The organism is Aminobacter sp. P9b, assembly GCF_045345995.1.
GTDB lineage: Bacteria > Pseudomonadota > Alphaproteobacteria > Rhizobiales > Rhizobiaceae > Aminobacter > Aminobacter niigataensis.
This window is the reverse complement of sequence record NZ_CP150082.1, coordinates 4,182,751-4,207,123: the sequence shown is the minus strand read 5'-3', so window position 1 is coordinate 4,207,123 and position 24,373 is coordinate 4,182,751. Positions and strand designations below refer to the sequence as shown.

The following is a 24,373-nucleotide window of genomic DNA, read 5'->3' as shown; positions in this document are numbered from 1 at the left end:
CGGCCCTGACGCTCAGGATCGGCGCGGGACGTCTCCCCCGCTATTCGGGCGAGCGCAGAAAGCGGCGGGCCATTCCCGTGTAGATGCGGCGGGAGGCCAGAAAATCCGAAAGGTCGAGGCTCTCGTCCGTCTGGTGCGCCTCTCCGGGGTCGCCGGGGCCCAGTATCAGGATGTCGGCGCCGAGAGATTGCAGAACCGAGCCGTCGGTGAAGTAGCTGGCGCCACCAGCTTCGCCGGCAGGCGCGCCCAGTTCATGCCTGATGTCCAGAGCCGTGCGAACGATCGCACTGCCGGCTGGAGTGTCGAGCGCCGGCAGGGAGTTGATCGTCTCGACGACGATCCTTCCGCCCTCGTATTCGGTTTCGATTTCACGCGCGATCGTTCGTATCGCCGCGAGGATGTCGTCGTGGCTCTGCCCCGGAAGGGTGCGCATGTCGAATTCGGCGACCGCGCGGTCGGGGATGACGTTGACCTGCGTGCCGCCCTGCAGGCGGGTGAGGCAGATGGTCGGCCGGCCCAGAAGCGGGTCGGATGCGGCGAGAGCGTCGAGTTCGAGCAGCCTTTGCCGGAACCGGACCACCATTTCCAGCGCATTGAGACCCATCTGCGGCATCGAGCCATGGCTCGTACGCCCGGTTGCCGCGAAGCTCAGCCACAGCGCGCCCTTGTGGCTGCGCACCGCACGGTTGGAGGTCGGTTCGGCAATGATCATGGCGTCGAACGGGGCGAGGCTGCCGTCGCTGGCCATCAGCCTCGCGCCTTCGGAGCCGGTTTCCTCGCCATAGGTCACGGCCAGCGAAAGCCGGCCCGACCAGTCATCACGGGCGTGCATGTCGAGGAAGCTGGCGATGAGGGCGGCAAGGCCGCCCTTCATGTCCGCACTGCCGCGCCCATAGATGCGGCCACCCGCGACCGTCCCTCCGAATGGCGACTTTTTCCATTCGCGGTCGCCGAGGGGCACGGTGTCGCAATGCCCGCAAAAGACCAGGTGCGGGCCTGCACGGCCGCTGTCGAGGCTCGTGACCAGATTGGCGCGTCCGTCATCCCCCTGGATCGTTGTCGATGCGACGCCACGCTCGGCAAGGTAACTGTCCAGCTCGGCCACAAAGCCTTGTTCACGGCCCTGCAATGCCGTCGTGTTGTGCTGCAACATCCACTGCAGGAGAGATATGCAATCGTCATCCGACAGGATGCCAGACTGGATAGTCGAAAGCGAACTGTCTTGTCTGGCAGGTTCTGGACGGGATTGAAGCACGTTTGTTACCTCGTTGGATAACAAACAGCGTAGTCACTCTCGTCATATGCTGTCCATTGTGCTTTTATACATTGAAAATGTTCTTAAGTGTGGAAATGTACATAACAAGATCGGAATTAGGTCGAGGGGTTTGACTGGTCGCACTTGGCATCGCCGCCAGTAGCCTCCGAGCGAAAATTGGGAAATAGCCCGAGGGCGGGCTGAAGCAACAGGGGGTACGAAAGGGTCTTGTCGTCCTCCCGGGGCCAGGTTGACGCAGTCAATTGACGTCTTGCAGGCCCCTGATCTTTTCATCGAAAACGCCGCTTGACCTTCCAGTGCTGGAAGGGTGCAAGGTCCAATTCACGGCGAGAGTAACTCGGGGGGAGAATTACATGTGCTCTAATCATCAGCATCACGACGACGTCGCGGCGGACGCTTCGGTCAAAGGCGTGACCTTCAAGGTCGACGACATGACCTGCGGTCATTGCGCCGGCATGATCAAGAAGGCGCTCGAGCACACCTTGCCGGGTGCTGCGTTTTCGATCGATCTTGCAAGCAAGCAGGTGACAGTCGCCGGCGATGCAGCGATTGCCGAAAAGGCCATCCAGACAGCCGGCTACCAGCCCGAGCGCCTCGCTCACTGATCTATTCGGTGCCGGGCTGCCCGGCACCCGACCACTGACACACGGGGACGTCCGCGCGCCACAGGCGTGCGGCGAACGTTTTCGGCTGCCCTGCGAGATGTGCAAGCGCAGCAGCGGGCCCATGGAATGAACTCCGGCAAGAGGCCAAAATGCGCGACGAAACCCGTCTCCTTCACACCGCTGTCGACGAACAGCCCTTCAACGCGTTGACGCCAGCGGTCCACCGCGGCTCGACCATCGTGTTCCCGACGGTTGAGAGTTTCCTCGCCCGCCACACGCAGTTCTACGACGGCTATTCCTATGGGCTTTATGGCCACCCGGCCTCCAGAAACCTGGCGACCCAGATCGCCGCGCTCGAAGGCGGCGCCCGCAGCCTCATCGTGCCGTCGGGCATGGCGGCGATCATGGTCACCAATCTGGCGCTGCTTCGCGCCGGCGATCATGTTCTCTTGCCGGACGCCGTCTATGGACCGTCGCGTTCGTCAGCCGAAAAGTTCATGTCGGGTCTCGGGGTCGACGCAACGTTCTATGATCCGCTGATCGGCGCCGGCATCACCGCCCTGATGCGCCCGAACTCCAAGCTGGTGTGGGTGGAATTGCCGGCCTCGTTTACGATGGAGGTCCAGGATCTCCCGGCGATAGCCAAGGCCGCCCATGCCCACGGCGCGCTTGTCGCCGCCGACGGCACCTGGGCCTCGCCGCTGGGTTTCAAGGCGCTGCACCATGGCGCCGACATTGCGGTGCAGGCACTGTCGAAACATATCGGCGGCCACTCGGACCTGCTGCTGGGCAGCGCCACGGTCGCCTCGGAGGAGTTGTACCGGCGCATCAAGGACGCCAGCCGCTTCCTCGGGCTGGGCGTTTCACCCGACGATTGCTTCCTGGCGCTGCGCGGCCTGGGCACGCTAGCCGCCCGGCTGGAGCGCCAAAGTACTGCCGCCTTGAAGATCGCCGAGCGCATTGCCGAACATCCCAGCGTTGCTCGCGTGCTCTATCCACCGCTGCCTGGCGATCCGGGGCATGCGATCTGGCAGCGTGACTTCCGAGGCGCGAGCGGCGTCTTTTCCGCGGTTCTGCAGCCGCGTGACGATCGCCATCTGTCGACCTTCATCGAACAATTGCGCCTGTTCCGTATCGGCGCGAGTTGGGGCGGCCTCCACAGCCTGGTCGCGCCCGTGCAACTCGAAGGCGCCCGCACAGTATCGCCCTGGCGCGAAGAGGGGCCGCTCGTTCGCTTCAGCATCGGCCTCGAGCATCCCGACGACCTGTTGGAGGACATCGAACTCGGGCTCGACCGCTACGGCTTCCTCCGGGAGGCGGCAGCCGAATGACCAAGGCTCTGGGCGCGCTGCGCTCCGGGAAACAGACGCGAAAATAAGATCACTGGGAGGAGGAGAACTGTCATGAAAAGACATGCGTTTTGGGGACTCGTCGGACTGGGCATCCTGGCCACGCCGGCTCTCGCCGGCGAAGGCGACAGGGTCAATGCGATCAAGTCGCGCGGTGAGCTCGTTTGCGGCACCAGCACCGGCACGACCATCGGGCTGAGCACGCTCGACGCGTCGGGCAAGTGGGCCGGCCTTGAGATCGACTATTGCCGCGCGGTCGCTGCGGCGATGTTCGGCGATGCCACCAAGGTCAAGTTCGCACCGCTGGAATTCAAGAACGCGTTCGCCGCCCTGCAATCGGGCAGCGTCGACATGCTGGCGCGCGCGGCGGCCTGGACCTACTCGCGCGACACGGAAATGAAGTTCGACTATGCCGGCGTCTATATGTATGACGGCCAGGGTTTCCTGGTGAAAAAGAGCCTCGGCGTCAGCAAGCTCGCAGAACTCGGCGGCGCCTCGGTCTGCGTCTCTGCCGGCACCACGTCAGAGCTCAACCTGTCCGATTATTTCAGGTCGAACGGCCTCGAATACACGCCGATCGTTGCCAACAGCCGCGAGCAGAACCTCGCCAATCTCGAGGCCGGGCGCTGCGACGCCTACACCAACGAGCGTGGTGGACTGGCCGCAAGCCGCCTCGGACTTGGCGCTCCCGACGACTATGTGATCCTGGAAGAGATCATCTCCAAGGAGCCGCTGGGCCCAATCGTCCAGCAGGACGACCCGGCATTCCGCGACATTGCCAGTTGGACCCTGTTCACCCTGATCGCCGCCGAGGAAAAGGGCATCACGTCAGCCAACGTAGCGGAGATGGCCGCTTCATCCGAGAACCCCGAGATACAGCGCATGCTCGGCAAGACCGGCGATTTCGGTGCCAAGCTCGGCCTGGCCAACGACTGGGTGGTGAAGGTGATCTCCTCCGTCGGCAACTACGGCGAGATCTTCGACCGAAACCTCGGCAATGGCAGCCCCGTCAAGCTGGCGCGCGGCCAGAACGAATTGTGGTCCAACGGGGGTCTCCTTTACGCTCCCCCAGTGCGCTGAGGTCACCCATGGCTGCCTCGGACCAGGACATGGCTTCAGGCCTGTGGAGCGGCGCGGACGGCAGCGATGCCGATGCGCGTCCCCAACTCGGCCCGAGGCAGCGGTGGGCGCGACGCAAGGCGATCCTGCAGCAGGCGGCGGTGCTGTTGCTCGTCGCCACCCTGGCGGTCCTCTTGGTCCGCAACACCGTTGCCAACCTTCAAGCCCGCGGCCTGGCCTCGGGCTTCGATTTCCTCTGGCAGGAAGCCGGCTTCAAGATGGCGTTCAGCCTGATTGCGGTCGAGCCGACTTCCACCTACGGCCGGGTGTTCCTCGCCGGTCTGCTGAACTCCCTGCTGGTCGCGGCGATCTCCATCGTCGCCACCACCATCCTGGGATTCATCATCGGGCTTGCGAGGGTCTCCCCCAGCACCCCCGTGCGCCTTGTCGCCAGGGGCTATGTCGAGGTCGTGCGGAACGTGCCTCTTCTGCTGCATCTGCTGCTTTGGCAGACGGTAATCCTGCGTTCGCTGCCAACCGTGCGGGAGGCGATCGGATTTGGCGACGTCGCCTTCCTCAGCAACCGCGGTCTCTACCTGCCGGCGCCGGTCGCCGGCGGTGCCGCCGCGATCCTGACGGCGGCCGTCATGGCGGGCCTGGCTGCGATCGTCGTGGGATGCGTGGTCCGGCGGCGCGCCCGGGCGCGCGGCGAGACCCCGCCGCGCTTCGGTCTGGCGCTCGTCGCCGGCGGCCTTGTCGCCAATGCCGCCGCGATCTCTACCCTCGATTGGCAGATCCCCATGCTCGCCGGCTTCGACTACCGCGGCGGGCTCAAGTTGATGCCGGAGTTCGTATCACTGGTTGCAGCGCTTATCATCTACAACGCCGCCTTCATCGCCGAGATCGTCCGGGCGGGCGTGCAGTCGGTCGGACGGGGACAGAAGGAGGCGGCACTGGCACTTGGCCTGTCGTCGAAGCTGATCCTGCGGCTGGTCATTGTCCCCCAGGCGCTGCGGGTCATGATACCGCCGCTGGCCAACCAGTATACCCACCTCATCAAGGCGTCGGCGCTTGCCACCGTGGTGGGTTTCCCCGATCTGGTGAACGTCTTCCTCGGCACGTCGCTCAACCAGACCGGCCGGGCCGTTGAGATCGTCCTCATCACAGCTTTCGTCTATCTCACTCTCAGCGCCTCCGTCGCGCTGGCGACGAGCGCCTATGCACGTCGCGTCAAGCTGGTGGAGCGCTGATCAATGGCCACGTCTTCGCTTGTTCGCTCCCCGGTTTCGCAATCGCCGGTGACGGCCGCACGTCGACTGCTTGCGGTCGTCGTCGCCAATCCCTTCGGCACGGCGGTCAGTCTCGGCCTGGCCTACCTCGCCTGGACGCTGGGCGGGCGGATCGTCGACTGGGCCTTCGTCGAGGCCACATGGGTCGCCTCAAGCCGGGCCGAATGCAGCCCGGACGGCGCTTGCTGGGCCTTCATCGTCAACCGGCTTCCGCAGTTCGCCTTCGGCTTCTATCCCGAGGCAGAACGCTGGCGGGCCTGGATCGTGCTGCTTGCCCCGCCGCTGCTGCTGGCACTTGCGATGGCGCCCGACTTCAAGGGTCGGCGCAAGGTCCTGATCGGGGGATTCTGCCTCTATCCGGTCGCTGCCTTCGTGATGCTTTCCGGTGGCGTGCTGGGCCTCCAGCCGGTTGCCTCGGACAAATGGGGCGGCCTGCTGCTGACGATGGTGGTCGGCATCGGCGCCTTCGTGTTCTCGTTCCCGATCGCGATACTTCTGGCGCTGGGACGAACTTCGCAACTTCCCGCGGTGCGCCTGCTCGCCACCGGCTTCATCGAGTTCTGGCGCGGCATGCCGCTCATCGCCATCCTGTTCATGTCGGTGATCATGCTGCCGCTGTTTCTGCCACCGGGCGTCGAGTTTCCGCGCCTGACGCTCGCCATGACCGGCATCACGCTCTATTCCGCCGCCTATCTCGCCGAAGTCGCGCGGGGCGGCCTGCAGGCCGTCGGGCGCGGCCAGAGCGAAGCGGCTAACGCGCTCGGCTTCGGCTTCTGGGCGACCCAGGGCTACATCATCATGCCCCAGGCCCTGCGCGCTGTACTGCCTGGCATTGTCAATTCGGCAATCTCGCTTCTCAAGGACACGACCTATGTCATGGTCGTGGGTCTGTTCGACCTGCTCAACATCGTCACGGCGGCCCTGTCGGATCCGAACTGGCTGGGTCTCGCCACCGAAGGCTATGTGTTTGTCGGCCTCGTGTTCTGGTCGCTGTGTTTTGGGCTGTCGCAGGTAAGCGCCCGGCTGGAACGTGATTCCGAGCGCGCCCACTCCCGCGCGCCAAGCGGCGAAAGGAAACCGCAATGAGCGTCAATGCCACCATAGCGGTGCGTTCGTTGTCCAAATGGTACGGTTCGTGGCGTGCTCTTCGCGACATTTCCCTGGATATCGCAGGCGGCACCTGCACCGTCCTCTGCGGTCCCTCGGGCTCCGGAAAATCGACGCTGCTCAGGTGTCTCAACGGGCTTGAGGAATGGCAGCAAGGCGAGGTCGCGATCGGCGGCGTCGCTGTCGGCTACAAGGCCCGTGAATTGCGCCGTCTGCGCCGCGACGTCGGCATGGTGTTCCAGCATTTCAATCTGTTTCCGCATCTGACGGTGCTGGACAATGTCACGCTGGCGCCCCGGATCGTTCGTGGCAGGAGGCGTCGGGAATCCGAAGATCATGCCATGCATCTTCTCGAACGCGTTGGCGTTGCCGAACATGCCGGCAAGCTTTCTTCCGCCCTTTCCGGAGGCCAGCAACAACGCGTCGCCATCGCCCGCGCGCTCGCCATGCAGCCCCATGTCCTGCTGTTCGACGAACCGACATCGGCGCTCGACCCGGAATCCGTGAAAGAGGTGCTGGACGTGATGATCGACCTCGCCAGGTCCGGCACCACCATGGTGGTCGTGACGCACGAGATGGGGTTTGCCCGTCGGGTCGCCGGGCGCGTGATCTTCATGGACAAGGGAAGCATCGTCGAGACCGGTGCGCCTGACGAATTCTTCGATTGCCCGTGCACCGATCGCGCCAAGGCGTTCCTCGGCGACATCGTCAACCGTTGACGACCTGGCGGCTGACGGGACCGGTCTTTGCGGGGATCTGGACTGTAGCAAGAGGCCTGCCATGCAACCGTCCCGCCACAGCCGCGTTGATGTTCATGGATTTCATGCCGAATGTCTGGATCAAGAACGGAGACTTCTCGCTGCGCGAGGTTGTCTCGGTTCCCGATGCGGCCGAATTTCTCGAGGCGTGGCCGCATGACAAGCGCAATCCGTTCTTCTACCTGGCCGAGAACGCCATGCAGGCCGCCATCAACGGCTCCATCCCGGTCGAGGAAGCAAGAGACGCGTTCGAGACGTTTTGCACTGAGGCAGGAATACTGGCCGACGAACCGCCGAAGGGCTGAATTGGGCCTGCCTCCATTCTTGACGGGAAAGGCTACAGTCGCCATTTCTTTGTCAGCTTGTCGCGGCCATCGCGGCAATGTGCGCTTGCTCGAGAAGACGGTCGAGGACCGAGGAGGAAGTGATGATCGCAAAAGCCTTTTCCCGTCCGATCTTCGTCAAGGACGAGGATCAAACCATCCGCGAAATCGCCTGTATCACCGATGCGCTCGAATTCCTGACGAAGTGGCCGGAAAACCGGCGCGGCCCGATCCACAACACAGCCGTCCGCGCATGCCAGGCAGCGCGCGAGGGCCGGCTGACCGTCGACGGCGCGCGCAACGCGTTTGCCGGATTTGCCCGTTCGGTGCGCATTCGCGAGGCCGGCCCGGTGTCTGTCGAGCCGTGGATGATCACGCCAAAGCGTGGCCGCATGCCGATCTAGATCGGCAACGTCCAGGACAGGTTCCGCAGGCCGTAAACCGGCGTACCCGGCCTCAGCAATTGTGGATGCCCGGGCTCTGCTGTCACGGCATAGCGAACCGTTCAGCGAGCGGCAAAGCGCCCGTGCAAGATGGCGGTCATGTCCCGGGCAAGTTCCGCGACGATGCCGCCTCCCTCCCAGGAATACAGCGACACGACCATCGACGGTTCGGAGCCGAAGGCGGCGGACTGGCGGACCCGGCGGCCCGTCGTGGTGCCGACCGGAAGCAAGGAGAGGCCGAGACCGGCTTCCACGGCTGACAGGACGCTGCTCAGGCTGCTGCTCGTGAACGCGACGTACCAACGCAGGCGTTCGCGGTCGATCCGCTCGAACATCGCATCGCGATACAGCCCGCCCGGCGGAAAGGTGACGAGCGGCAAGGGTTCGGGCCAATTGGGATTTGCGTCGGCGCTTTCAAACCAGGCGATGGCCTCTGGGAATGCGGCGCGATGATCGGCGCTTGGCGTAGCTTCCTTGACCACGACGATGTCGAATTCTCCGCCGCGATAGCGCTTCGTCAGGTCGAGGCTGAGGCCCGCGGTGACATCGAGGCGTACTTCGCGGTGCCTTTTTGCAAACTCTGCGAATGCGTTCGTCATGGTGCCCGTCGCTATGTCGTCGGGCAAGCCGATGCGGATCGATGCGGTTCCGGCCGTGTCTGCAAGCAGGAGTTCGGCTTCACCCTGGAGCAACAGGATGCGCCGCGCGTGCCCGATCAGGCGTTCGCCGGATGCTGTGGTCCTGACCGGCCGCGCAGCCCGATCGATCAGCTCCCGGCCCACAGCATCCTCGAGCCGGGCCAGTTGCTGGCTGATCGTCGATTGCGTCATGTGCAGGCGGTCGGCGGCAAGCGTGAAGCTTCCCGTGTCGGCGATGGTCACAAAGGCGCGCAGCAGCCGAGGATCCAGCATATCAGTTCATTATCATCGTGAATGATTATCATTCATATATCCCATTTGCGCATGAAATACCAAGGCGCTAGGCAAGGACGAGCCTTCACGGCTCGCTCCATTGCTCTCATCGCTTTCGCGCAGTGGCCCAAGAGGCCGCGCCGTTACAGGTTTTTCCGTGCAGGCATTCAGGCAAAAGCAGCTTTCGGCCCCCGGCGATGGCCTTCACGGCCGGCAACGCACCATCGCAACCTGCGCCGTGCTGCTGAACGTATGCATGGCCAACCTCGATACGGCCATCGCCAATACGGCCCTGCCGACGATCGCTCGCGACCTGAACACGACCGAGGCCCAATCGATCTGGATCGTCGGCGCCTACCAACTGGCGATGGTCGCTTCGCTGCTGCCCGCCGCGGCACTTGGCGAAATCGTCGGTCTCCGGCGCATCTCGATGGGGGGGCTGGTGCTGTTCACGCTGGCCTCGCTGGTCTGCGGCCTTGCGCCCTCGCTCGAATGGCTGGTGGCGGGGCGCGTCGTCCAGGGCGTGAGTGCTGCCGGCATCCTGGGCACCGGGGTGGCGATGATGCGCTTCATCTATCCGCACGCCCTGCTGGGGCGCGGCATGGGCCTGAATGCCCTGGTGGTGGGGCTTTCGTTCGCGGCAGGGCCGTCGGTCGCCTCTGCCGTTCTCAGCCTGACCAGTTGGCACTGGCTGTTCCTGATGAAGGTGCCGCTTGGCCTGATCGGCATCGTGATGGGGTTGTATGCGCTGCCGCCGACGATCCGCAGCGCCCGGCGTTTCGACGGCTGGGCGGCAGCCTTGTGCGCGCTGTTCCTGGCAACGTCGGTGTTTGCGCTGAACACGGCCGCACAGGGGGCGTCGTGGGGAACTGTGGCGACCAACGCCACGATCGCCATTACCAGCCTCGCGGTTCTCTTGAAACGTCAGGCCAACCGCCCGGCACCGATCTTGGCCATCGACCTGCTGCGAAAACCGATCTTCGCCCTGTCGTCCGTCGCCTCCTTCTTCACCATGATCACCCAGGCGCTGGCGTTCGTATCCTTGCCGTTCCTCTTCCAACTGCTCGGCTATACGCAGGTCGAGACAGGCTTCCTGATCACGCCATGGCCCGCCTTGCTTGCATTTTCGGCCCCGCTGGCCGGCCGCTTGTCCGACCGCATTCCCGCCGGCTTGCTGGGCGGCGTCGGCCTCGCCGTGCTGAGCCTGGGCATGCTCCTGCTGGCAGCGATGCCGCCCGAGCCGGATGCACTGGATGTCGCCTGGCGCATGGCTGTCTGTGGCGCAGGCTTCGGCTTTTTCCAATCGCCCAACATGCGCACCATGATCACGTCCGTGCCACCCGAACGCAGCGGCGGCGCTGGCGGCATGTCCAGCGTCATCGGCAATCTGGGCCAGGCATGCGGTGTCGCAATCGTGGCCGCACTCTTCAATCTGTTCGGCGCACACGGAGCGGTCATCGCCCTGTGGCTGGGCGCAGCATTTGCATTACTGGGCAGCGGCGCCAGCTTCGTGCGGCTGCGCTACCGGCCCGCCATGGGTCTCGAACCGCTCAAGACACTGCAGGATCGAGCATCCTCCTGAAAGGGGTGCGCATTCAGCAAATCACTGCAAATTATCCAAACATTTAATTTCAGAATGCTGGTGGCTGCGCCATATAGAGAAGATCATGACTGCAAGGTCGGAGGCCGCCCTCGTTTGCGGGGTCAGAAAGAATGCAGCGATAGTCTGCAACGCAAATGAAAGAAGAAGGAAGTCGCATGGCGGATTTAAGATTTCGCGCGGGTTGGAGTGCGGCGTATAGCCTGCTCGCCCTGTTGTTCATGTTGTTCAATTCCATTCCCTCGTCTGCTTCAGGAGAGAACATGACCGAGTTTCAATTGCATGCGGCGGCGGCCAGCGACGATGTTGCGGCCATCGGGCAGCTTCTGTCGAACGGTGCCGATATCGATGCCCGCGACAAGGATGGGCGCAGCGCACTGCTGGTCGCGACGCATGGCAACAAGGTAAGCGCCGCCAAGGCGCTGATCGAGGCCGGCGCCGACGTCAACCTCAAGGACAACATCAATGACAGCCCCTACCTCTATGCGGGCGCGCGCGGACATCTCGAGATCCTGAAGCTGACGCTGCAGCATGGGGCCGACCTCAAGAGCACCAACCGCTATGGCGGAACGGCGATCATTCCAGCCTCCGAACGGGGACATGTCGATACGGTGCGCACGCTGATCGAGGCGGGCACCGACGTCGACCACGTCAACAATCTCGGCTGGACCGCGCTGCTGGAAGCCATCATCCTTGGCGACGGCGGGCAACGCCATGTCGACATCGTCAAGCTGCTGGTCGACGCCGGTGCCGACGTCAACCTCGCCGACAAGGATGGTGTGACGCCGCTCAGCCATGCGCGCTCCAGCGGCTATGACGCCATGGTCGAACTGCTTGAAAGGGCCGGAGCCAAATGAGCGAAATCGACAGCTTCCTTGGCGAGGCGATCGCCCTGGCATTCGACAATGTCGAGCAGGGCGGGCGGCCGTTTGGCGCTGTTGTCGTCAAGGACGGCGAGATCGCCGCCCGCGCGGTGAACCGCATGCTGGCCGACAACGACCCGACGGCGCATGCCGAGCTTCTGGCCCTGCGCGCCGCGGGCAAGGCACTTGGATCGCCACGGCTCGACGGCTTGTCCGTCTATGCAAGCGGGCAACCCTGTCCGATGTGCCTGGCCGCGATGCGCATGTCCGGCATCAAGGACATCGCGTTCGCCTATTCGAATGAAGACGCCGAAGCCTTCGGCCTGTCGACCGCCGCATATGCTGCCGAGCTGTCGAAGCCGCTCGACCAGCAATCCGGGGTTTCGATCAGGCACTGTCCTCCGAAGGCCGGTGACGGGCGCAATCTCTATCAAGTCTGGCAGGCTGGCGCCGGGTCGAAGTCGTAGGCGGTTGCCGGCGCCGCCATCAGTGTCGCACTGATGGCGCCTTCATCGACGTCCGCCGCATCATCACCGAAGACACGCGCCGCGGGGCTACGCTTCGATGGCGACGATGGCCTCGATCTCGACGGTGATGTTGTCGGGCAACGAGCCAAACCCGACGGCGGAGCGAGCATGGCGGCCACGCTCGCCGAACACCTCGAGCAGCAGATCCGAACAGCCGTTGATGACCTTTGGGTGCGCAGCGAAGTCTGGAGTCGCGTTGACCATGCCGAGCAGCTTGATGACCCGGCGAACCCTGGACAGGTCGCCTGTTGCCGCGTGGAGGATGGAGAGCAGGTTGAGGCCCGTCAGGCGGGCATCGTCATAGGCCTGTTCGATGCCGATCTCGGCGCCGACTTTGCCCGTCCGCAATGTGCCGTCGGCGTGCTTCGGCCCTTGGCCGGAGAGGTAAAGAATGTCGCCTTCGCGAACGAACGGGACATAAGTGGCAATGGGAGAGGGCGGCGGCGGCAGGGTCAACCCGAGCGCGGCAAGCCTGTCATAAGGGGTCATCGATCAGTCCTGGTATGTTTCTGCAAGTTCCGCCTGGCGGATGCAGGCGACGCTGTGGCCGGGGCCGACCGTCTCGCGTGTCGGGACGGTTTCGGCGCAGGCTGCTATCGCATGCGGGCAGCGCGTGCGGAAGACGCAGCCGGATGGCGGGTCGAGCGGACTTGGGATGTCGCCCTGCAGGATGACCCGCTCGCGCCTGACGTTGGGATCGGGCACCGGTGCGGTTGCCAGCAGCGCCCGCGTATAGGGATGACCGGGCTTGGCATAGACGGAGCGCGCCGGTCCCTGTTCCATGATGCGGCCGAGATAGAGCACGACGATCTCGTCGCAGAGATACTCCACCACCGTCAGGTCATGGGAGATGAAGATCATGGTCAGGCCGAGTTCGCGCTGAAGCTCCTGGATCAGGTTCAGCACCTGCGCCTGCACCGAAACGTCGAGCGCCGATACCGGCTCGTCGGCGATGATCAGTTCCGGCTCGACCGCGAGCGCGCGGGCGATACCGACGCGCTGGCGCTGGCCGCCGGAAAACTCGTTGGGATAGCGGCTTGCATGCTCTGGGGACAGGCCGACACGAGTCAGCAGTTCCTCGATCCGGGCCTGGCGAGCGGCGCCTTTGGCGAGGCCGTGCGTGTCGATCGCTTCGCCGATGATGTCGCGGACCCGCATGCGCGGGTTGAGGCTCGAATAGGGATCCTGGAAGATGATCTGCAGGCGACGCCGGTAGGCGCGCAGGGCCTTCTCCGGCAGGCTGAACAGGTCGACGCCGTCGAAGATGGCTTCGCCCGACGAGGGCTCGACCAGCCGCAGCAGGCAGCGCCCGGCAGTGGTCTTGCCCGAGCCGGATTCGCCGACGATGCCGACGATCTGGCCGCGCCGGACATCGAAGGAGATGTCTTCGACCGCCTTCACCGGGCCGCTGCCGGTCAAGAACTGCTTGCTGAGCCCGCGCACCGACAGCAGGATGTCGGCATCGTCAGGCGCTTGCGTCGTTTGCGTCGTGTCGGTCACAGAAGTTCGTGCCTCCAGCAGCGGGTCAGGTGTTCGGGCGAGGCGTTGAGCAGGTCCGGCGGGACCGATTCGCAGTGCGCCTCGGCAAGCGGGCAGCGCGGGGCGTATGCGCAGCCGGCCGGCAGCGCCAGTACGCTCGGCACGCTGCCGGGGATCGGGTTGAGCATCTTGCGCGTGCCGTCCTCGGCGCGGTCGCGCTTGGCGTCGGGGATGCAGGCGAGCAGGCCCTTGGTGTAGGGATGGCGCGGCCTGGCGAACAGGTCGTGCACCGGCGCCTGCTCGACGACGCGGCCGGCATACATGACCGCCACCTCATGGGCGATCTCGGCGACGACGCCGAGATTGTGGGTGACGAACAGGATGCTCATGCCGATCTCGCGCTGCAGCCGGCGCATCAGGTCGAGGATCTGCGCCTGGATTGTGACGTCGAGCGCGGTGGTCGGCTCGTCGGCGATGAGCAGGGCAGGATTGCAGGCGAGTGCCAGGGCGATCATCACCCGCTGGCGCATGCCGCCGGACATTTCGTGCGGGTACTGGTCGAGGCGCTTGTCGGGCGCCGGGATCTCGACAAGTTCGAGCATCCGCCGGGCGCGAATGCGCGCCTCGTGGCGGCTGATCGGCTCGTGCAGGCGGATCATCTCAATGATCTGGTCGCCAACGGTGTAGAGCGGGTTCAGGCTCGTCATCGGCTCCTGGAAGATCATGGCGATCTCCTTGCCGCGGATCGCCCGCATCCGCTTGTCGCTCAGCGTGGCGAGATCGACGACGCCGCCGTCGCGCATGCGGTAGAGCAGGCGGCCGCCGACGATGCGGCCGGGATGCGACAGCAGGCGCATGATCGACAGGCTGGTCACCGACTTGCCCGAGCCGGACTCGCCGACGACGGCGAGCGTCTGGCCACGACGGACGGTGAGGGTGACGCCGTCGACCGACTTGGCGGTGCGTGTGCCCATGATGAAGTGCGTGCGCAGGTCTTCGGCCCGCAGCACGATGTCGTCGGCGAGCGCGTCTGGATGATTGTCTGCGTTGGGTGTGAACATGGCCATGTCAGAGATCCTTGCGCAGGCGCGGATCGAGCAGGTCGCGCAGGCCGTCGCCGACAAGTTGAAGCGAAAGCACGGTGAGGATGATGGCGAAGCCGGGGAAGATCGTCATCCAGTCGGCCTGGCCGACATATTGGCGGCCGGCCGCGATCATCGTGCCCCAGGTCGGGATTTCCGGGCTTACGCCGACGCCGAGGAAGGACAGGCCGGCCTCGGCCAGCATCGCATAGGCGAAGATGAAGGTCGCCTGCACCAGGATCGGCGAGACGAGGTTGCGCAGGACATGTCGCGTCATGATGCGCCACGTCGGCACACCAAGGGCGCGTGCGGCCTCGACATAAGGGAGTTCGCGGATCACAAGCGTCGAGGCTCGTACGACGCGCGCAAGGCGCGGGGCATAGACCACGCCGAGCGCGATGATGACGGTTGCCAGCGACGGCCCGAGTGCTGCGACAAGGGCGATCGCCAGCAGGATGTCGGGGAAGGCCATCATCGCATCGATGATACGCGAGACGATCCCGTCCGCCTTGCGGAAGAAGCCGGCGACCAGGCCGAGCGTGATGCCGACGGTCGCGGCAAGTGCAGTGGCTGCCGCGCCGACGAGCAGCGAAAGCTGCCCGGCATAGATGGTGCGGCTGAAGACATCGCGGCCGAACTCGTCGGTGCCGAAGAACCATGTCGAGCTCGGCGGCTTGAGCCGGTTGACGATGGACAGCTTGCTTGGCGAATAGGGCGCGATCAGCGGCGCGAGAACGGCAAGCAGGGTGATCGCCACGATGATGGCAAGGCCGATCGCAAGCGTCTTGCGCTGCAGGATGAGCGTCGAGATGCGTGGGGTGTCCACGCTGGAGGCGGATGCGGCGGCCATCAGTAACGTACCCGGGGATCGATCATGAGGTAGAGCAGGTCGATGCCGAAATTGATCAGCACGTAGATCGCTGCGATGACGAGCAGGGCGCCCTGGATGACGGGATAGTCGCGCCGCAGCACGGCCGACACCACCAGGTTGCCGACACCAGGCAGGCTGAACACGGTCTCGGTGACGACGGCGCCGGAAACCAGCAGGGCGGCGGTCAGGCCGATGACGGTCAGCACCGGGATCAGCGCGTTCTTGAAGGCGTGCTTCATGATCACCCGGAATTCGCCCATGCCCTTGGAGCGGGCCGTGCGGACGTAGTCGTCATTGAGAACGTCCAGCATCGAGGCGCGGGTAAAGCGGGTGATCAGCGCCGACGAGACGACACCGAGCGCGACTGCCGGCAGTACGAGGTGGCTCATGCGCGTCAGGAACGAGGCATCGGGGCCGCCATAGCCGGCGACCGGGAACCAGCCGAAGCGGACGGCGAAGACCTGGATCAGGATCAACCCGAGCCAGAAGCTCGGGATGCTGGCGGCGAGCATGGTGAGCGTGGTCACCGCCTGGTCGAAGAAGCTGCCACGCTTGTAGGCCGACATGATGCCGACGGGCAGCGCTATGGCGCTGGCGATCAGGATCGCGAAGATGGTGAGGAAGAAAGTCGGCTCGGCGCGATCGAGCAGGGCGCTGGCGACGGGCATGTCGAGGAAGATCGAATGGCCGAGGTCGCCGCGGGCGAGCTGGGCGAGGAAGTAGACATATTGTATGGGCAGCGGCTGGTCGAGGCCGAGGCGCACCCTGAGCACCTCGATATCGGCAGGCGTTGCGTCCGGGCCGAGCATGACCGCGGCCGGATCGCCGGGCGCGACGCGGACGATGACGAAGACGATCGTGACGACCGTGAACATCACGGTCAGCATGCCGAACAGGCGTTGCAGGACGTATCGTGTCATCGATCGGCTCCCATTGGCCCGCCGGCGCGACCTTGGCCGCGCCGGCGGAGATTGTTCTTGTTACTTGGCGATATAGGCGTTCCAGAAGTACGGCCAGGCCGACGGCGTGAAGCCCGCGAGCTTCGGCGACTTCGCAGACAGCGCGTTGAAGTCGCCGACCTTGTAGAAGGGGGCCTCTTCATAGATGAGCTTCTGGATGTCGGCGAAGATCGCGACGCGCTTCTGCGGGTCCATCTCGGTGTTGAGGGCGACGACGAGCTTGTCCTTGGCCTCGCTGGCCCACCAGCCCGGATAGGACGAAGGCAGCGGTGCGATCAGCGCCGGATCCGGCAGGAACGGGCTGTGGGTGATGAAGATGTCCCACAGTGCGGGCTCGGCACGGCGTTGCACCAGCGTCGCCCAGTCGACGACGTCGAGCTGCACCGCAAGGCCAGCGGCCTTGAGGTATTCGGCCGCGACCTGCGCCATCTTGTAGTGGAACTCGTACTGGCGGCTGGTCAGAATGCGGACGGGCTTGCCGTCGTAACCGGCTTCGGTGGCAAGCGTCTTGGCCTTTTCGGGATCGGCCTGGTTGTAGCCTTCGATGCCGGCGTCCGAACGCCACTGGTAACCGTCGGGGTAGAGCGCGCCGTCAAGGGCGAAGAACTCGGGCTTGCCGAACGCGGCTGCCATCATGTCCTCGGCGTTGAGGGCTGCCTGCACGGCCTTGCGCAGGCCGGGCTTGGTCATCATGCCTTCCTTGTTGTTCATGATGAACATCGGCCAGCCGAAGGACTTGAGCACCAGCGGCTCGGTCTTCTGCTGACCATTCAGGCGGTCGAACGCCTCGACCGGCAACAGGTCGGCATAGTCGTATTGACCGGCGATAGCACCTTCGACGCGGGTATTGGCGTCCGGCACCGGCACGAAGCGGATCTCGTCGAGATACTGCTTGCGGGCGCCGCCGAAGCCGTCGGGCTCGCCTTCGCGGGCCTTGTAGCCGTCGAAGCGGACGAGCTGGAGATACTGGTCGGCCTTGCGCTCCTTGATCATGTAGGGACCGGTGCCGACATATTCGGCGAGCGTCTCGGCGATCTTCTCCGACGGCAGCACCACGGCGGCCGAATTGTTGAAGGCCAGCAGTGCGGTCAGCGGCGCGAAAGGCTGCTTGAGCGTGACCTGGACGGTGTAGTCGTCGACGGCTTCGAGCTTGTCGACATTGGCGGCGACCAGCTTGCCGCGCGAGGCAACCTCGAGCCAGCGCTTGAGCGATGCGACCACGTCCTCGGCGGTCATCGCCGAGCCGTCGTGGAAGACGATGCCCTGGCGCAGCTTGATGGTGTGGACCTTGCCGTCGGCCGACACCTCGGGCAGCGCCTCGGCCAGCAGCGGCGCGACGTTCCAGTCCTTGTCGAAGGTGTAGAGCGTCTCGAAGAAGTGCTGGGTGACCATGCCGAGCAGGTCGCCCGTTGCGGTCATCGGATCGAGCGTGGTGAGTTCGCCGATCGTCGCGACGTTGACGACGCCGCCGCGTTCCTGTGCAAAGCCTTGTGTCGCAACAAGCATGCTTACGCTTGCCAGCCCTGCGATAGTCAATTTCTTCAGCATGGTTCCCTCCCTATATCCAATTAAAAGTTGCCGGTAATTCTCAATTCGCCTTGGTCAGCGACCTCACCACGCGCTCCAGTTCGGTCACGACCGCGTCGGTGATCAGTTCGCCTTTGCGGGCGCTCGCCGTGGACGGATCACCGACCACGCCGGTTCCGCCGGACATCTGATGCATGGTGCGGAAGAGCGCTCCACGGCTTGCCCGGATCATGTCGGCGTTGGCCCAGTCGTAGGTCTCGACATAGGACATGTCGCCGATCAGCTCGCGCCGCACGTTTTCGGGGGCGGCGAGCAGCATCAGTGACGTCTCGAATTCGCAGGCGTGGTTGACGCCGGCAAAGCCGCTCTCGCGGATCGCTTCAAGTTCAGGCGCTACCAGCCGCCACCAGGTGAGCATGGCGATGGTGCACTCGCGATGGCTCGAACCGAAGCTCTCGAGCAACACCTGCCCGACGGCCTGGTTGCCGCCATGGCTGTTGAAGATGACGAGATTGGTGAAGCCATGGCGCACGACGCTTTCCAGGATGTCGCCGACATAAGCGAGGAAAGTCTCGTGGCGCACGGTCAGCGTGCCGGCAAAGTCCATGTGGTGCTCGGAGCAGCACACCTTGACCTGCGGCAGGATGAGCACCTTGTCGCCCATGCGCTGTTCGAGCCGGTCGAGGAAGTGGCCGCCGATGGCGACGTCGGTGTCGATCGCCAGATGCGGGCCGTGCTGCTCGATGGCGGCGACGTTGATGATGACCGGAATGGAGCGGTCCAGCCCGGCAAACTCGTTGGTGGTGAGCTTTTCCCAGCGCATCTGCTGTCCCTCAGGCGATCGTGCGTTCGGAGGTGCGGAAGCGGGCGAGGGCGGCCTCGTCGAGCTTCACGCCAAGTCCCGGACCGTCGGCCGGAATGCCGACATGGGGCGGCTCGAAGGCGAGCGGGGTTTCCAGCAGGTCATGCGTACGGATCATGCGGCCGAAGATGTCGCCCGGCCACACACAGCTCTTCGCCGCCGCCGACTGGTGGACATACATCGCCTCGAGGATGCCGAGATCGATTTCCGATCCGTGCCAGCAATAGAGGCCGGCGGTTGCGGCGATGTGATCGAGCACCTGGAACTTGGCGAGGCCGCCGTTGAAGTTGAAGCCGTCGACGGCATTGTGGGCGATGGCGTTGATGGCGTCGTGCGGCCGCTGGCCCTGGAAGACGTAGGGCAACGAAACGTGCAGCACGATCGGGATCGAGGAGAAGCGGCGCAGTTCGGCGAAGTCGAGCTGCATCCAGCGCGGCAGCGGGTCCTCAAGCAGAAGCACGTTGCCGACGGCTTCGAGCTCGCGGATGATGCGGCGGGCGTTGCCGGCGTTCTCCCAGCGCTGGTTGGGATCGAAGATGACCTTCATGCCCGGCGCGTGCTGCTTGATCTCGGCGCACCAGCCGGCGACGTCGTCTTCGAGGTCGCACTTGAACTTGATGACCTTGTAGCCCTGCTCGTGGTAGCGCTTGACCCAGGGGCCGACTTCTTCCTGCGTGCGGTGGCTCGACCATGCGCTGACAGGCACGCGGTCGCGGATGGCGCCGCCCAGCAGGCGGTGCATCGGCACGTCGAGCGACTTGGCATAGGCGTCCCAGATCGCGCATTCGAAGCCGTCATATTCGCGGCACAGCGGCAGCGGCAGGTCCTGCAGCGGCAGGTCCATGATCGACTGGCCGAGCAGGTTGGCGCAGATCGCCTCGATGCGCGGCCATTCGTGGTCGCGGTAGAACTCGCCGAGGCCGACGGTGCCGTCGGCCAGCGTCATGCGCAGGACAAGCTTGGGCAGTTCGTCGAACTGCATGCTCCAGGCCGCCTTGCCGCCGACGGGCAGCATGTGAAGCGGCTTTGCCAGGCTGTCCGAGTTGATGACACCCTTGTGCGCCGGCACGATGACCTCGTCGAAGCGGAAGGAAACAATGGTTTTGTCGGCTATCGGCATGGTCGGCTTTCGGATGGGCTGAGGTGTTGTTTCATCGAAGGATGTAGTTTTATTACTCACATGTCAACGCATGCGGAGTAAAATTTCACACCCTGTGCAAAGCGCGGGAACGTCCGCCATCCGTGGGATGCGGAAAGCTCGTTATCTATTTGTCTTTGCTGAATAAAACTATCTCACGCCGAGATGCTGCGGCTCTCGCTGCGGTGTCCGGAATTGCGGTGCAGGCCGACCGATTAGTCGCCGATGGGCTGGTTGTCGGTGCTGCCGTGCAGTGCGACGAGCGTTGAACGCGCCCGCCACAGCTTCTTGCCGACCGTGCTGCGGCGGCGTGCACCGATCAGCGTCGAGATGCAGTCGAGCACGAACAATTGCCCGTAGCGTCCACGGTTCGGCATGTAGAAGAATTTCTCCTCGTCGAAGGCGACGAGGGGCACGTTGACGGTGGCGTGGCTGGCCAGGGGGCTGCCGGGATGGGTGACGGTGACCACCTTGGCATTGAGTGAGGTGGCGAGTTTGGCGCTGTCGATCAGCGAGAGCGGCTTGCCGGTGACCGAGAAGATGAAAAGCACGTCGTCGGCTTCCACGGTCGAGGCGATGATGCGTTGCTTGTAGGGGTCGGCGGTCGCCGAAACTGCCAGGTCCAGGCGAAACAGCCGGTTTTCCGCTTCGCGTGCGACGTTTGCCGAACTGCCGCCGACGCCGAAGCAGAAGATGCGGCGCGCCTTGTGGAGCAGTTCCGATGCCTGCTCCAGCGCAGCCGGGTCGCGCTGCGAGAAGGCCACGGCGAGGGCCTGGATCGTCGCCTCGTAGACGTTTTCGGCGACGTCGGGGCCCGTTTCCGCCGCCCAATTGCGCTCGCCGACGATGTACATGCGGCCGACCGCATAATCCTGCGCCAGCCTGATCTTGAAATCGGTGAAGCCGTCGCAGCCGATGCGCCGGGTGAAACGGATGATGGTCGGTTCGCTGACCTTTGCCCTGGCCGCAAGTTCCTTGATCGGCAGCCGCGTCGCCGCTTCGATGTCGTCGAGAATTGCGTTGGCGATCGCGCGGTCGGCCGGGTTCATGTCATCGTTTTCGATGCGGAGCCGGTCGATCAGGTTGGCTTGATTTCCCATATGGCCTTCATCGATTTGACGAGTCTGTTTGTCTCATCGTTACCATAAGCGGCTCTTGGAACAACCATCAGGCCGAACAGGGAGCGGTCGGGAAGCGGCTTGCCGGGCCCGACAGCCGCGGTCGCGGGGGGCGAGCGGCTAGGGACGCGCGCCGAGCCGCCCGTACTCACGCTTTCGGAGTGCAGACCGTTGAACGCGTCAGGAAGCGCTTCTCGCGGCCATTGTCGAGCGAGAACATGCCGCCGCGACCGGCAACGACGTCGATGATCAGGTCGGTGTGTTTCCAGACTTCGAACTGCGAGGCACCGATGTAGACGGGGGTCTCGCCGACCGTTCCGAGCAGCACGTCGTTGTCGCCAACGATGAAATCGCTGAGCGGATAACACATCGGCGAGGAGCCGTCGCAGCAGCCGCCGGACTGGTGAAACAGCACCGGGCCGTGGTCGGCGATGATTTTGACCAGCAGGGCGATTGCCTCAGGCGTGGCGGAGACCTTGTCGAGGGACATCTTTTCAGGCATCGCAGGAACTCCCGCACTTCAGGCGCAGACGGCGCGGCATTTCTGCCGTGCCGCGCCCTGGGAGGCGATCAAAAGAAGCCGAGTTTCTTCGGGCTGTAGCTGACCAGCATGTTCTTGGTCTGCTGGTAGTGGTCGAGCATCATCTTGTGCGTCTCGCGGCCGATGCCCGACTGCTTGTAGCCGCCGAAGGCCGCGTGCGCCGGATAGGCGTGGTAGCAGTTGGTCCACACACGGCCGGCCTGGATGGCGCGGCCGAAGCGGTAGAGCCGGTTGGCGTCGCGGCTCCAGATGCCGGCACCAAGGCCGTAGAGCGTGTCGTTGGCGATCGACAGCGCGTCGTCGTCGTCCTTGAAGGTGGTGACCGACACCACCGGGCCGAAGATCTCCTCCTGGAAGATGCGCATCTTGTTATGGCCCTTGAACACGGTCGGCTTGACGTAGTAGCCGCCGGCAAGGTCGCCCGGCAGATGCGCGCGCTCGCCGCCGGTCAGCAGCTCGGCGCCTTCCTGGCGGCCGATGTCCATGTAGGACAGGATCTTCTCCAACTGCTCGGACGATGCTTGCGCGCCGATCATCGTCGCCGGGTCAAGCGGGTCGCCCTGGACGATCGCCTCGACGCGCTTCAACGCGCGCTCCATGAACCGGTCATAGATCTTCTCATGCACCAGCGCGCGGCTCGGGCAGGTGCAGACCTCGCCCTGGTTGAGTGCGAACATGACGAAGCCTTCGATCGCCTTGTCGAAGAAGTCGTCGTCCTCCGACGTCACGTCCTGGAAGAAGATGTTGGGCGACTTGCCGCCGAGCTCAAGCGTCACCGGGATCAGGTTCTGGCTGGCATATTGCATGATCAGCCGGCCCGTCGTCGTCTCGCCGGTAAAGGCGATCTTGGCGATGCGCGGGCTCGATGCCAGCGGCTTGCCGGCTTCGAGACCGAAGCCGTTGACGATGTTCAATACGCCGTCGGGCAACAGGTCGCCGATCAGGTCGGCCCACAGCATGATGGAGGCGGGGGTCTGTTCGGCCGGCTTCAGCACCACGCAATTGCCGGCGGCAATTGCCGGCGCCAGCTTCCAGCAGGCCATCAGCAGCGGGAAGTTCCACGGGATGATCTGGCCGACGACGCCGAGCGGCTCGTGGAAATGGTAGGCGACGGTGTCGTCGTCGATCTGCGACAGGCTGCCTTCCTGGCTGCGCAGGACACCGGCGAAGTAGCGGAAATGGTCGATGGCCAGCGGTACGTCGGCGGCAGTCGTCTCGCGGATCGGCTTGCCGTTGTCCCAGGTCTCGGCGAGCGCCAGCAGGTCGAGGTTTTCTTCCATGCGGTCGGCGATGCGGTTGAGGATCAGCGCGCGGGCGGCCGGGCTGGTCCTGCCCCAGGCGTCCTTGGCCTTGTGGGCGGCATCGAGCGCTGCCTCGATGTCGGCGGCGTCGGAGCGGGCGATATCGCCGAGCGGCCGGCCGGTGACCGGCGAGATGTTCTCGAAATAGCGGCCGGATTTCGGCGCGACCCACTGGCCGCCGATGTAGTTGTCGTAGCGCTTGGCGAAGGGCACCTTGGCGGTGCGCGAAAACTCGACCTTGTTCATGAACTTCCTCCCGAGAAGCAACGCTGCGGGATGCAGCGCGTCGGGAGCAGCGTCGGAGAATATCCGGGCCGTGTCAGCCGGGGCAGGGGAGATCGCCGGTGCCAACTGTCGCAGAACTGCGACAGTTCCGGGCAGCAAGGTCAATGCGCGCGGCGGATGCCGAGGCGATTGAGCTTGCGGTGCAGGGTGGCGCGCGAAATGCCGAGCTTCAGGGCTGCGGCGGAGACGTTGCCGTCGGCGCGGGCAAGCGCCCGCTGAAGGGCGGCGCGTTCGGCTTCGTCGAGGTCTTCGGCGGCCCGCATGCTGCCACCGACAATGTCGGCGACCGGAAGCCGCCGCTCGAGCCGCTCCCTCGTGATGCCGTAGGTCAGGCGCGCCTGTCTCGTCGCGCCGACGACCAGGTCGTCGGCATCGACGGCAATCATGCCGCCGGGACTGCGCTCGACCTCAGGCGTCAGGATGATGCGGGCATGAGGGAAGGCGAGGCGGAAATTGTCGGCCTCGATGCGACGCGCGGCGTCGCCGACGGCAAGGGCGATCAGGTTGACGAAACCTTCGGTCAGGTCGGCCCGGCAGGACGATACGTCGAGGGCCGCGGCAACATTGCCCTGATGGTCGTAGATCGGGGCCGTCGTGCAGGAAAGTGCCGTGTTGCGCGACAGGAAATGCTGGCCGCGATGGATGGTCAGCGGCCGCTGCTCAACAAGGCTGGTGCCGATGGCGTTGGTGCCCTCGCTTTCCTCGCTCCAGACCGTGCCCGTCCACAGACCCCAGTCATGGAAGGTCTCGTCATCGGCGACGGCGCCGCGGCGCTCGACCGGGATACCGTTGCGGTCGGCCAGGAGCACGCAGCAGCCGACCCCGCCGACGGCAAGATAAAGCCGGTCGAGGCTGGCCTGGGCTGCTGATATCAGCGGCTCGATGCGCTGCCGGGCCAGCGACAGCTCGGCCTCGGTCAGCCGTTCTGGCGGGTTTCGGTGGGTCGGGTCGAGACGGTGCTGCGACGAACGTTGCCACGAAGCGACAAGCGCCGAGCGCGCAGCGTCGCTCGACTTCAGTGCCGCCTGGACCTTGTCGGCATGCTCGACGATTGCGGTGCCTCTCATCCTCTCCTCCGACGGTGGTCTGCACCCTTCCTT

Annotated in this window: 25 protein-coding genes; 11 read left to right on the top strand and 14 right to left on the bottom strand. The window is 64.6% G+C overall.

All coding sequences use genetic code 11. The annotated features are described in order from the left end of the window. Positions 1-40: 40 nt before the first annotated feature. Positions 41-1,153 (bottom strand): M20 family metallopeptidase, encoded by a 1,113-nt coding sequence (locus WHT83_RS20695; protein WP_406872260.1) that lies wholly within the window; start codon positions 1,151-1,153, stop codon positions 41-43. 476 nt (positions 1,154-1,629) lie between these two features. Between WHT83_RS20695 and WHT83_RS20690 the strand changes: the two genes are divergently transcribed. The 8 genes from WHT83_RS20690 (at position 1,630) to WHT83_RS20655 (ending at position 8,170) form a co-directional block, all read left to right on the top strand. Beyond that, the gene (locus tag WHT83_RS20690; RefSeq protein ID WP_108607486.1) at positions 1,630-1,881 is read left to right on the top strand and encodes a heavy-metal-associated domain-containing protein; all 252 of its coding nucleotides are present in this window, start codon (positions 1,630-1,632) and stop codon (positions 1,879-1,881) included. 149 nt (positions 1,882-2,030) lie between these two features. Continuing rightward, the gene (gene metC / locus WHT83_RS20685; protein ID WP_406872259.1) at positions 2,031-3,212 is read left to right on the top strand and encodes a cystathionine beta-lyase; all 1,182 of its coding nucleotides are present in this window, start codon (positions 2,031-2,033) and stop codon (positions 3,210-3,212) included. Positions 3,213-3,284: 72 nt separating this feature from the next. Continuing rightward, a complete protein-coding gene (locus WHT83_RS20680; RefSeq protein ID WP_108607488.1) occupies positions 3,285-4,310 on the top strand; it encodes an amino acid ABC transporter substrate-binding protein in 1,026 nt (341 codons plus the stop codon). Positions 4,311-4,318: 8 nt separating this feature from the next. Next, positions 4,319-5,539: an amino acid ABC transporter permease gene (locus WHT83_RS20675; protein WP_406872258.1), complete on the top strand. Its 1,221-nt coding sequence runs from the start codon at positions 4,319-4,321 to the stop codon at positions 5,537-5,539. 3 nt (positions 5,540-5,542) lie between these two features. Then, entirely contained in the window at positions 5,543-6,664 is a 1,122-nt protein-coding gene (locus tag WHT83_RS20670) for an amino acid ABC transporter permease (protein WP_108607490.1), read from the top strand. Further along, positions 6,661-7,404 carry an amino acid ABC transporter ATP-binding protein gene (locus WHT83_RS20665; protein ID WP_318764108.1) on the top strand — a complete coding sequence of 248 codons (744 nt, stop codon included), beginning with the start codon at positions 6,661-6,663 and terminating at the stop codon, positions 7,402-7,404. The genes WHT83_RS20670 and WHT83_RS20665 overlap by 4 nt, the downstream gene beginning before the upstream one ends. A gap of 95 nt (positions 7,405-7,499) precedes the next feature. Then, on the top strand, positions 7,500-7,748 hold the full coding sequence (locus WHT83_RS20660; protein ID WP_406872257.1) for a DUF982 domain-containing protein: 249 nt from the start codon (positions 7,500-7,502) through the stop codon (positions 7,746-7,748). A 122-nt stretch (positions 7,749-7,870) separates the two neighbouring features. Beyond that, a complete protein-coding gene (locus tag WHT83_RS20655; protein ID WP_406872256.1) occupies positions 7,871-8,170 on the top strand; it encodes a DUF982 domain-containing protein in 300 nt (99 codons plus the stop codon). Positions 8,171-8,271: 101 nt separating this feature from the next. Here WHT83_RS20655 and WHT83_RS20650 read toward each other — a convergent pair whose 3' ends face one another. Then, the gene (locus WHT83_RS20650; protein ID WP_406872255.1) at positions 8,272-9,120 is read right to left on the bottom strand and encodes a LysR family transcriptional regulator; all 849 of its coding nucleotides are present in this window, start codon (positions 9,118-9,120) and stop codon (positions 8,272-8,274) included. A 157-nt stretch (positions 9,121-9,277) separates the two neighbouring features. Here WHT83_RS20650 and WHT83_RS20645 point away from each other — a divergent pair, with 157 nt between their 5' ends. The 3 genes from WHT83_RS20645 (at position 9,278) to WHT83_RS20635 (ending at position 12,050) form a co-directional block, all read left to right on the top strand. Continuing rightward, complete coding sequence (locus tag WHT83_RS20645; protein WP_406872254.1) at positions 9,278-10,702, top strand: MFS transporter; 1,425 nt, start codon at positions 9,278-9,280, stop codon at positions 10,700-10,702. Between the two features lie 239 nt (positions 10,703-10,941). Beyond that, positions 10,942-11,577, top strand: a complete 636-nt coding sequence (locus tag WHT83_RS20640; protein ID WP_406874023.1) for an ankyrin repeat domain-containing protein — start codon at positions 10,942-10,944, stop codon at positions 11,575-11,577. Beyond that, positions 11,574-12,050 (top strand): nucleoside deaminase, encoded by a 477-nt coding sequence (locus WHT83_RS20635; RefSeq protein ID WP_406872253.1) that lies wholly within the window; start codon positions 11,574-11,576, stop codon positions 12,048-12,050. Before WHT83_RS20640 ends, WHT83_RS20635 begins: the two co-directional genes overlap by 4 nt. Positions 12,051-12,137: 87 nt before the next feature. Here the strand turns inward: WHT83_RS20635 and WHT83_RS20630 are convergent, their stop codons facing one another. The 12 genes from WHT83_RS20630 to WHT83_RS20575 all read right to left on the bottom strand — a co-directional run bounded on the left by WHT83_RS20630 (position 12,138) and on the right by WHT83_RS20575 (position 24,340). Then, on the bottom strand, positions 12,138-12,599 hold the full coding sequence (locus tag WHT83_RS20630) for a RidA family protein (protein ID WP_108607498.1): 462 nt from the start codon (positions 12,597-12,599) through the stop codon (positions 12,138-12,140). Between the two features lie 3 nt (positions 12,600-12,602). Continuing rightward, the gene (locus WHT83_RS20625; protein WP_406872252.1) at positions 12,603-13,610 is read right to left on the bottom strand and encodes an ABC transporter ATP-binding protein; all 1,008 of its coding nucleotides are present in this window, start codon (positions 13,608-13,610) and stop codon (positions 12,603-12,605) included. After that, on the bottom strand, positions 13,607-14,656 hold the full coding sequence (locus WHT83_RS20620) for an ABC transporter ATP-binding protein (protein WP_406872251.1): 1,050 nt from the start codon (positions 14,654-14,656) through the stop codon (positions 13,607-13,609). The genes WHT83_RS20625 and WHT83_RS20620 overlap by 4 nt, the downstream gene beginning before the upstream one ends. A gap of 1 nt (position 14,657) precedes the next feature. Then, positions 14,658-15,521, bottom strand: coding sequence for an ABC transporter permease (locus WHT83_RS20615; protein ID WP_318764115.1), 864 nt, complete (start codon positions 15,519-15,521; stop codon positions 14,658-14,660). Beyond that, positions 15,521-16,462, bottom strand: a complete 942-nt coding sequence (locus WHT83_RS20610; protein ID WP_183260142.1) for an ABC transporter permease — start codon at positions 16,460-16,462, stop codon at positions 15,521-15,523. The genes WHT83_RS20615 and WHT83_RS20610 overlap by 1 nt, the downstream gene beginning before the upstream one ends. A gap of 60 nt (positions 16,463-16,522) precedes the next feature. After that, positions 16,523-18,046 carry an ABC transporter substrate-binding protein gene (locus tag WHT83_RS20605; protein ID WP_406874022.1) on the bottom strand — a complete coding sequence of 508 codons (1,524 nt, stop codon included), beginning with the start codon at positions 18,044-18,046 and terminating at the stop codon, positions 16,523-16,525. Between the two features lie 43 nt (positions 18,047-18,089). Then, complete coding sequence (locus WHT83_RS20600; protein ID WP_183260146.1) at positions 18,090-18,851, bottom strand: creatininase family protein; 762 nt, start codon at positions 18,849-18,851, stop codon at positions 18,090-18,092. Between the two features lie 10 nt (positions 18,852-18,861). Then, a complete protein-coding gene (locus WHT83_RS20595) occupies positions 18,862-20,010 on the bottom strand; it encodes a mandelate racemase/muconate lactonizing enzyme family protein (protein ID WP_406872250.1) in 1,149 nt (382 codons plus the stop codon). 233 nt (positions 20,011-20,243) lie between these two features. Next, a complete protein-coding gene (locus WHT83_RS20590; RefSeq protein WP_108607503.1) occupies positions 20,244-21,128 on the bottom strand; it encodes a MurR/RpiR family transcriptional regulator in 885 nt (294 codons plus the stop codon). A 166-nt stretch (positions 21,129-21,294) separates the two neighbouring features. Continuing rightward, positions 21,295-21,648 (bottom strand): DUF779 domain-containing protein, encoded by a 354-nt coding sequence (locus WHT83_RS20585; RefSeq protein WP_406872249.1) that lies wholly within the window; start codon positions 21,646-21,648, stop codon positions 21,295-21,297. Between the two features lie 68 nt (positions 21,649-21,716). Beyond that, entirely contained in the window at positions 21,717-23,234 is a 1,518-nt protein-coding gene (adh, locus tag WHT83_RS20580) for an aldehyde dehydrogenase (protein WP_406872248.1), read from the bottom strand. A 140-nt stretch (positions 23,235-23,374) separates the two neighbouring features. Continuing rightward, positions 23,375-24,340 carry a helix-turn-helix domain-containing protein gene (locus WHT83_RS20575; protein ID WP_406872247.1) on the bottom strand — a complete coding sequence of 322 codons (966 nt, stop codon included), beginning with the start codon at positions 24,338-24,340 and terminating at the stop codon, positions 23,375-23,377. Positions 24,341-24,373 lie beyond the last annotated feature (33 nt).

Coding starts and splice junctions, on each gene's coding strand:
- WHT83_RS20650 (WP_406872255.1), bottom strand. CDS start 9,120: ATGCTGGATCCTCGGCTGCTGCGCGCCTTTGTGACCATCGCCGACACG.
- WHT83_RS20610 (WP_183260142.1), bottom strand. CDS start 16,462: ATGACACGATACGTCCTGCAACGCCTGTTCGGCATGCTGACCGTGATG.
- WHT83_RS20620 (WP_406872251.1), bottom strand. CDS start 14,656: ATGGCCATGTTCACACCCAACGCAGACAATCATCCAGACGCGCTCGCC.
- WHT83_RS20690 (WP_108607486.1), top strand. CDS start 1,630: ATGTGCTCTAATCATCAGCATCACGACGACGTCGCGGCGGACGCTTCG.
- WHT83_RS20640 (WP_406874023.1), top strand. CDS start 10,942: ATGTTGTTCAATTCCATTCCCTCGTCTGCTTCAGGAGAGAACATGACC.
- WHT83_RS20575 (WP_406872247.1), bottom strand. CDS start 24,340: ATGAGAGGCACCGCAATCGTCGAGCATGCCGACAAGGTCCAGGCGGCA.
- WHT83_RS20585 (WP_406872249.1), bottom strand. CDS start 21,648: ATGCCTGAAAAGATGTCCCTCGACAAGGTCTCCGCCACGCCTGAGGCA.
- WHT83_RS20670 (WP_108607490.1), top strand. CDS start 5,543: ATGGCCACGTCTTCGCTTGTTCGCTCCCCGGTTTCGCAATCGCCGGTG.
- WHT83_RS20600 (WP_183260146.1), bottom strand. CDS start 18,851: ATGCGCTGGGAAAAGCTCACCACCAACGAGTTTGCCGGGCTGGACCGC.
- WHT83_RS20665 (WP_318764108.1), top strand. CDS start 6,661: ATGAGCGTCAATGCCACCATAGCGGTGCGTTCGTTGTCCAAATGGTAC.
- WHT83_RS20595 (WP_406872250.1), bottom strand. CDS start 20,010: ATGCCGATAGCCGACAAAACCATTGTTTCCTTCCGCTTCGACGAGGTC.
- WHT83_RS20660 (WP_406872257.1), top strand. CDS start 7,500: ATGGATTTCATGCCGAATGTCTGGATCAAGAACGGAGACTTCTCGCTG.
- metC (WP_406872259.1), top strand. CDS start 2,031: ATGCGCGACGAAACCCGTCTCCTTCACACCGCTGTCGACGAACAGCCC.
- WHT83_RS20635 (WP_406872253.1), top strand. CDS start 11,574: ATGAGCGAAATCGACAGCTTCCTTGGCGAGGCGATCGCCCTGGCATTC.
- adh (WP_406872248.1), bottom strand. CDS start 23,234: ATGAACAAGGTCGAGTTTTCGCGCACCGCCAAGGTGCCCTTCGCCAAG.
- WHT83_RS20675 (WP_406872258.1), top strand. CDS start 4,319: ATGGCTGCCTCGGACCAGGACATGGCTTCAGGCCTGTGGAGCGGCGCG.
- WHT83_RS20655 (WP_406872256.1), top strand. CDS start 7,871: ATGATCGCAAAAGCCTTTTCCCGTCCGATCTTCGTCAAGGACGAGGAT.
- WHT83_RS20695 (WP_406872260.1), bottom strand. CDS start 1,153: ATGTTGCAGCACAACACGACGGCATTGCAGGGCCGTGAACAAGGCTTT.
- WHT83_RS20590 (WP_108607503.1), bottom strand. CDS start 21,128: ATGGGAAATCAAGCCAACCTGATCGACCGGCTCCGCATCGAAAACGAT.
- WHT83_RS20630 (WP_108607498.1), bottom strand. CDS start 12,599: ATGACCCCTTATGACAGGCTTGCCGCGCTCGGGTTGACCCTGCCGCCG.
- WHT83_RS20680 (WP_108607488.1), top strand. CDS start 3,285: ATGAAAAGACATGCGTTTTGGGGACTCGTCGGACTGGGCATCCTGGCC.
- WHT83_RS20615 (WP_318764115.1), bottom strand. CDS start 15,521: ATGGCCGCCGCATCCGCCTCCAGCGTGGACACCCCACGCATCTCGACG.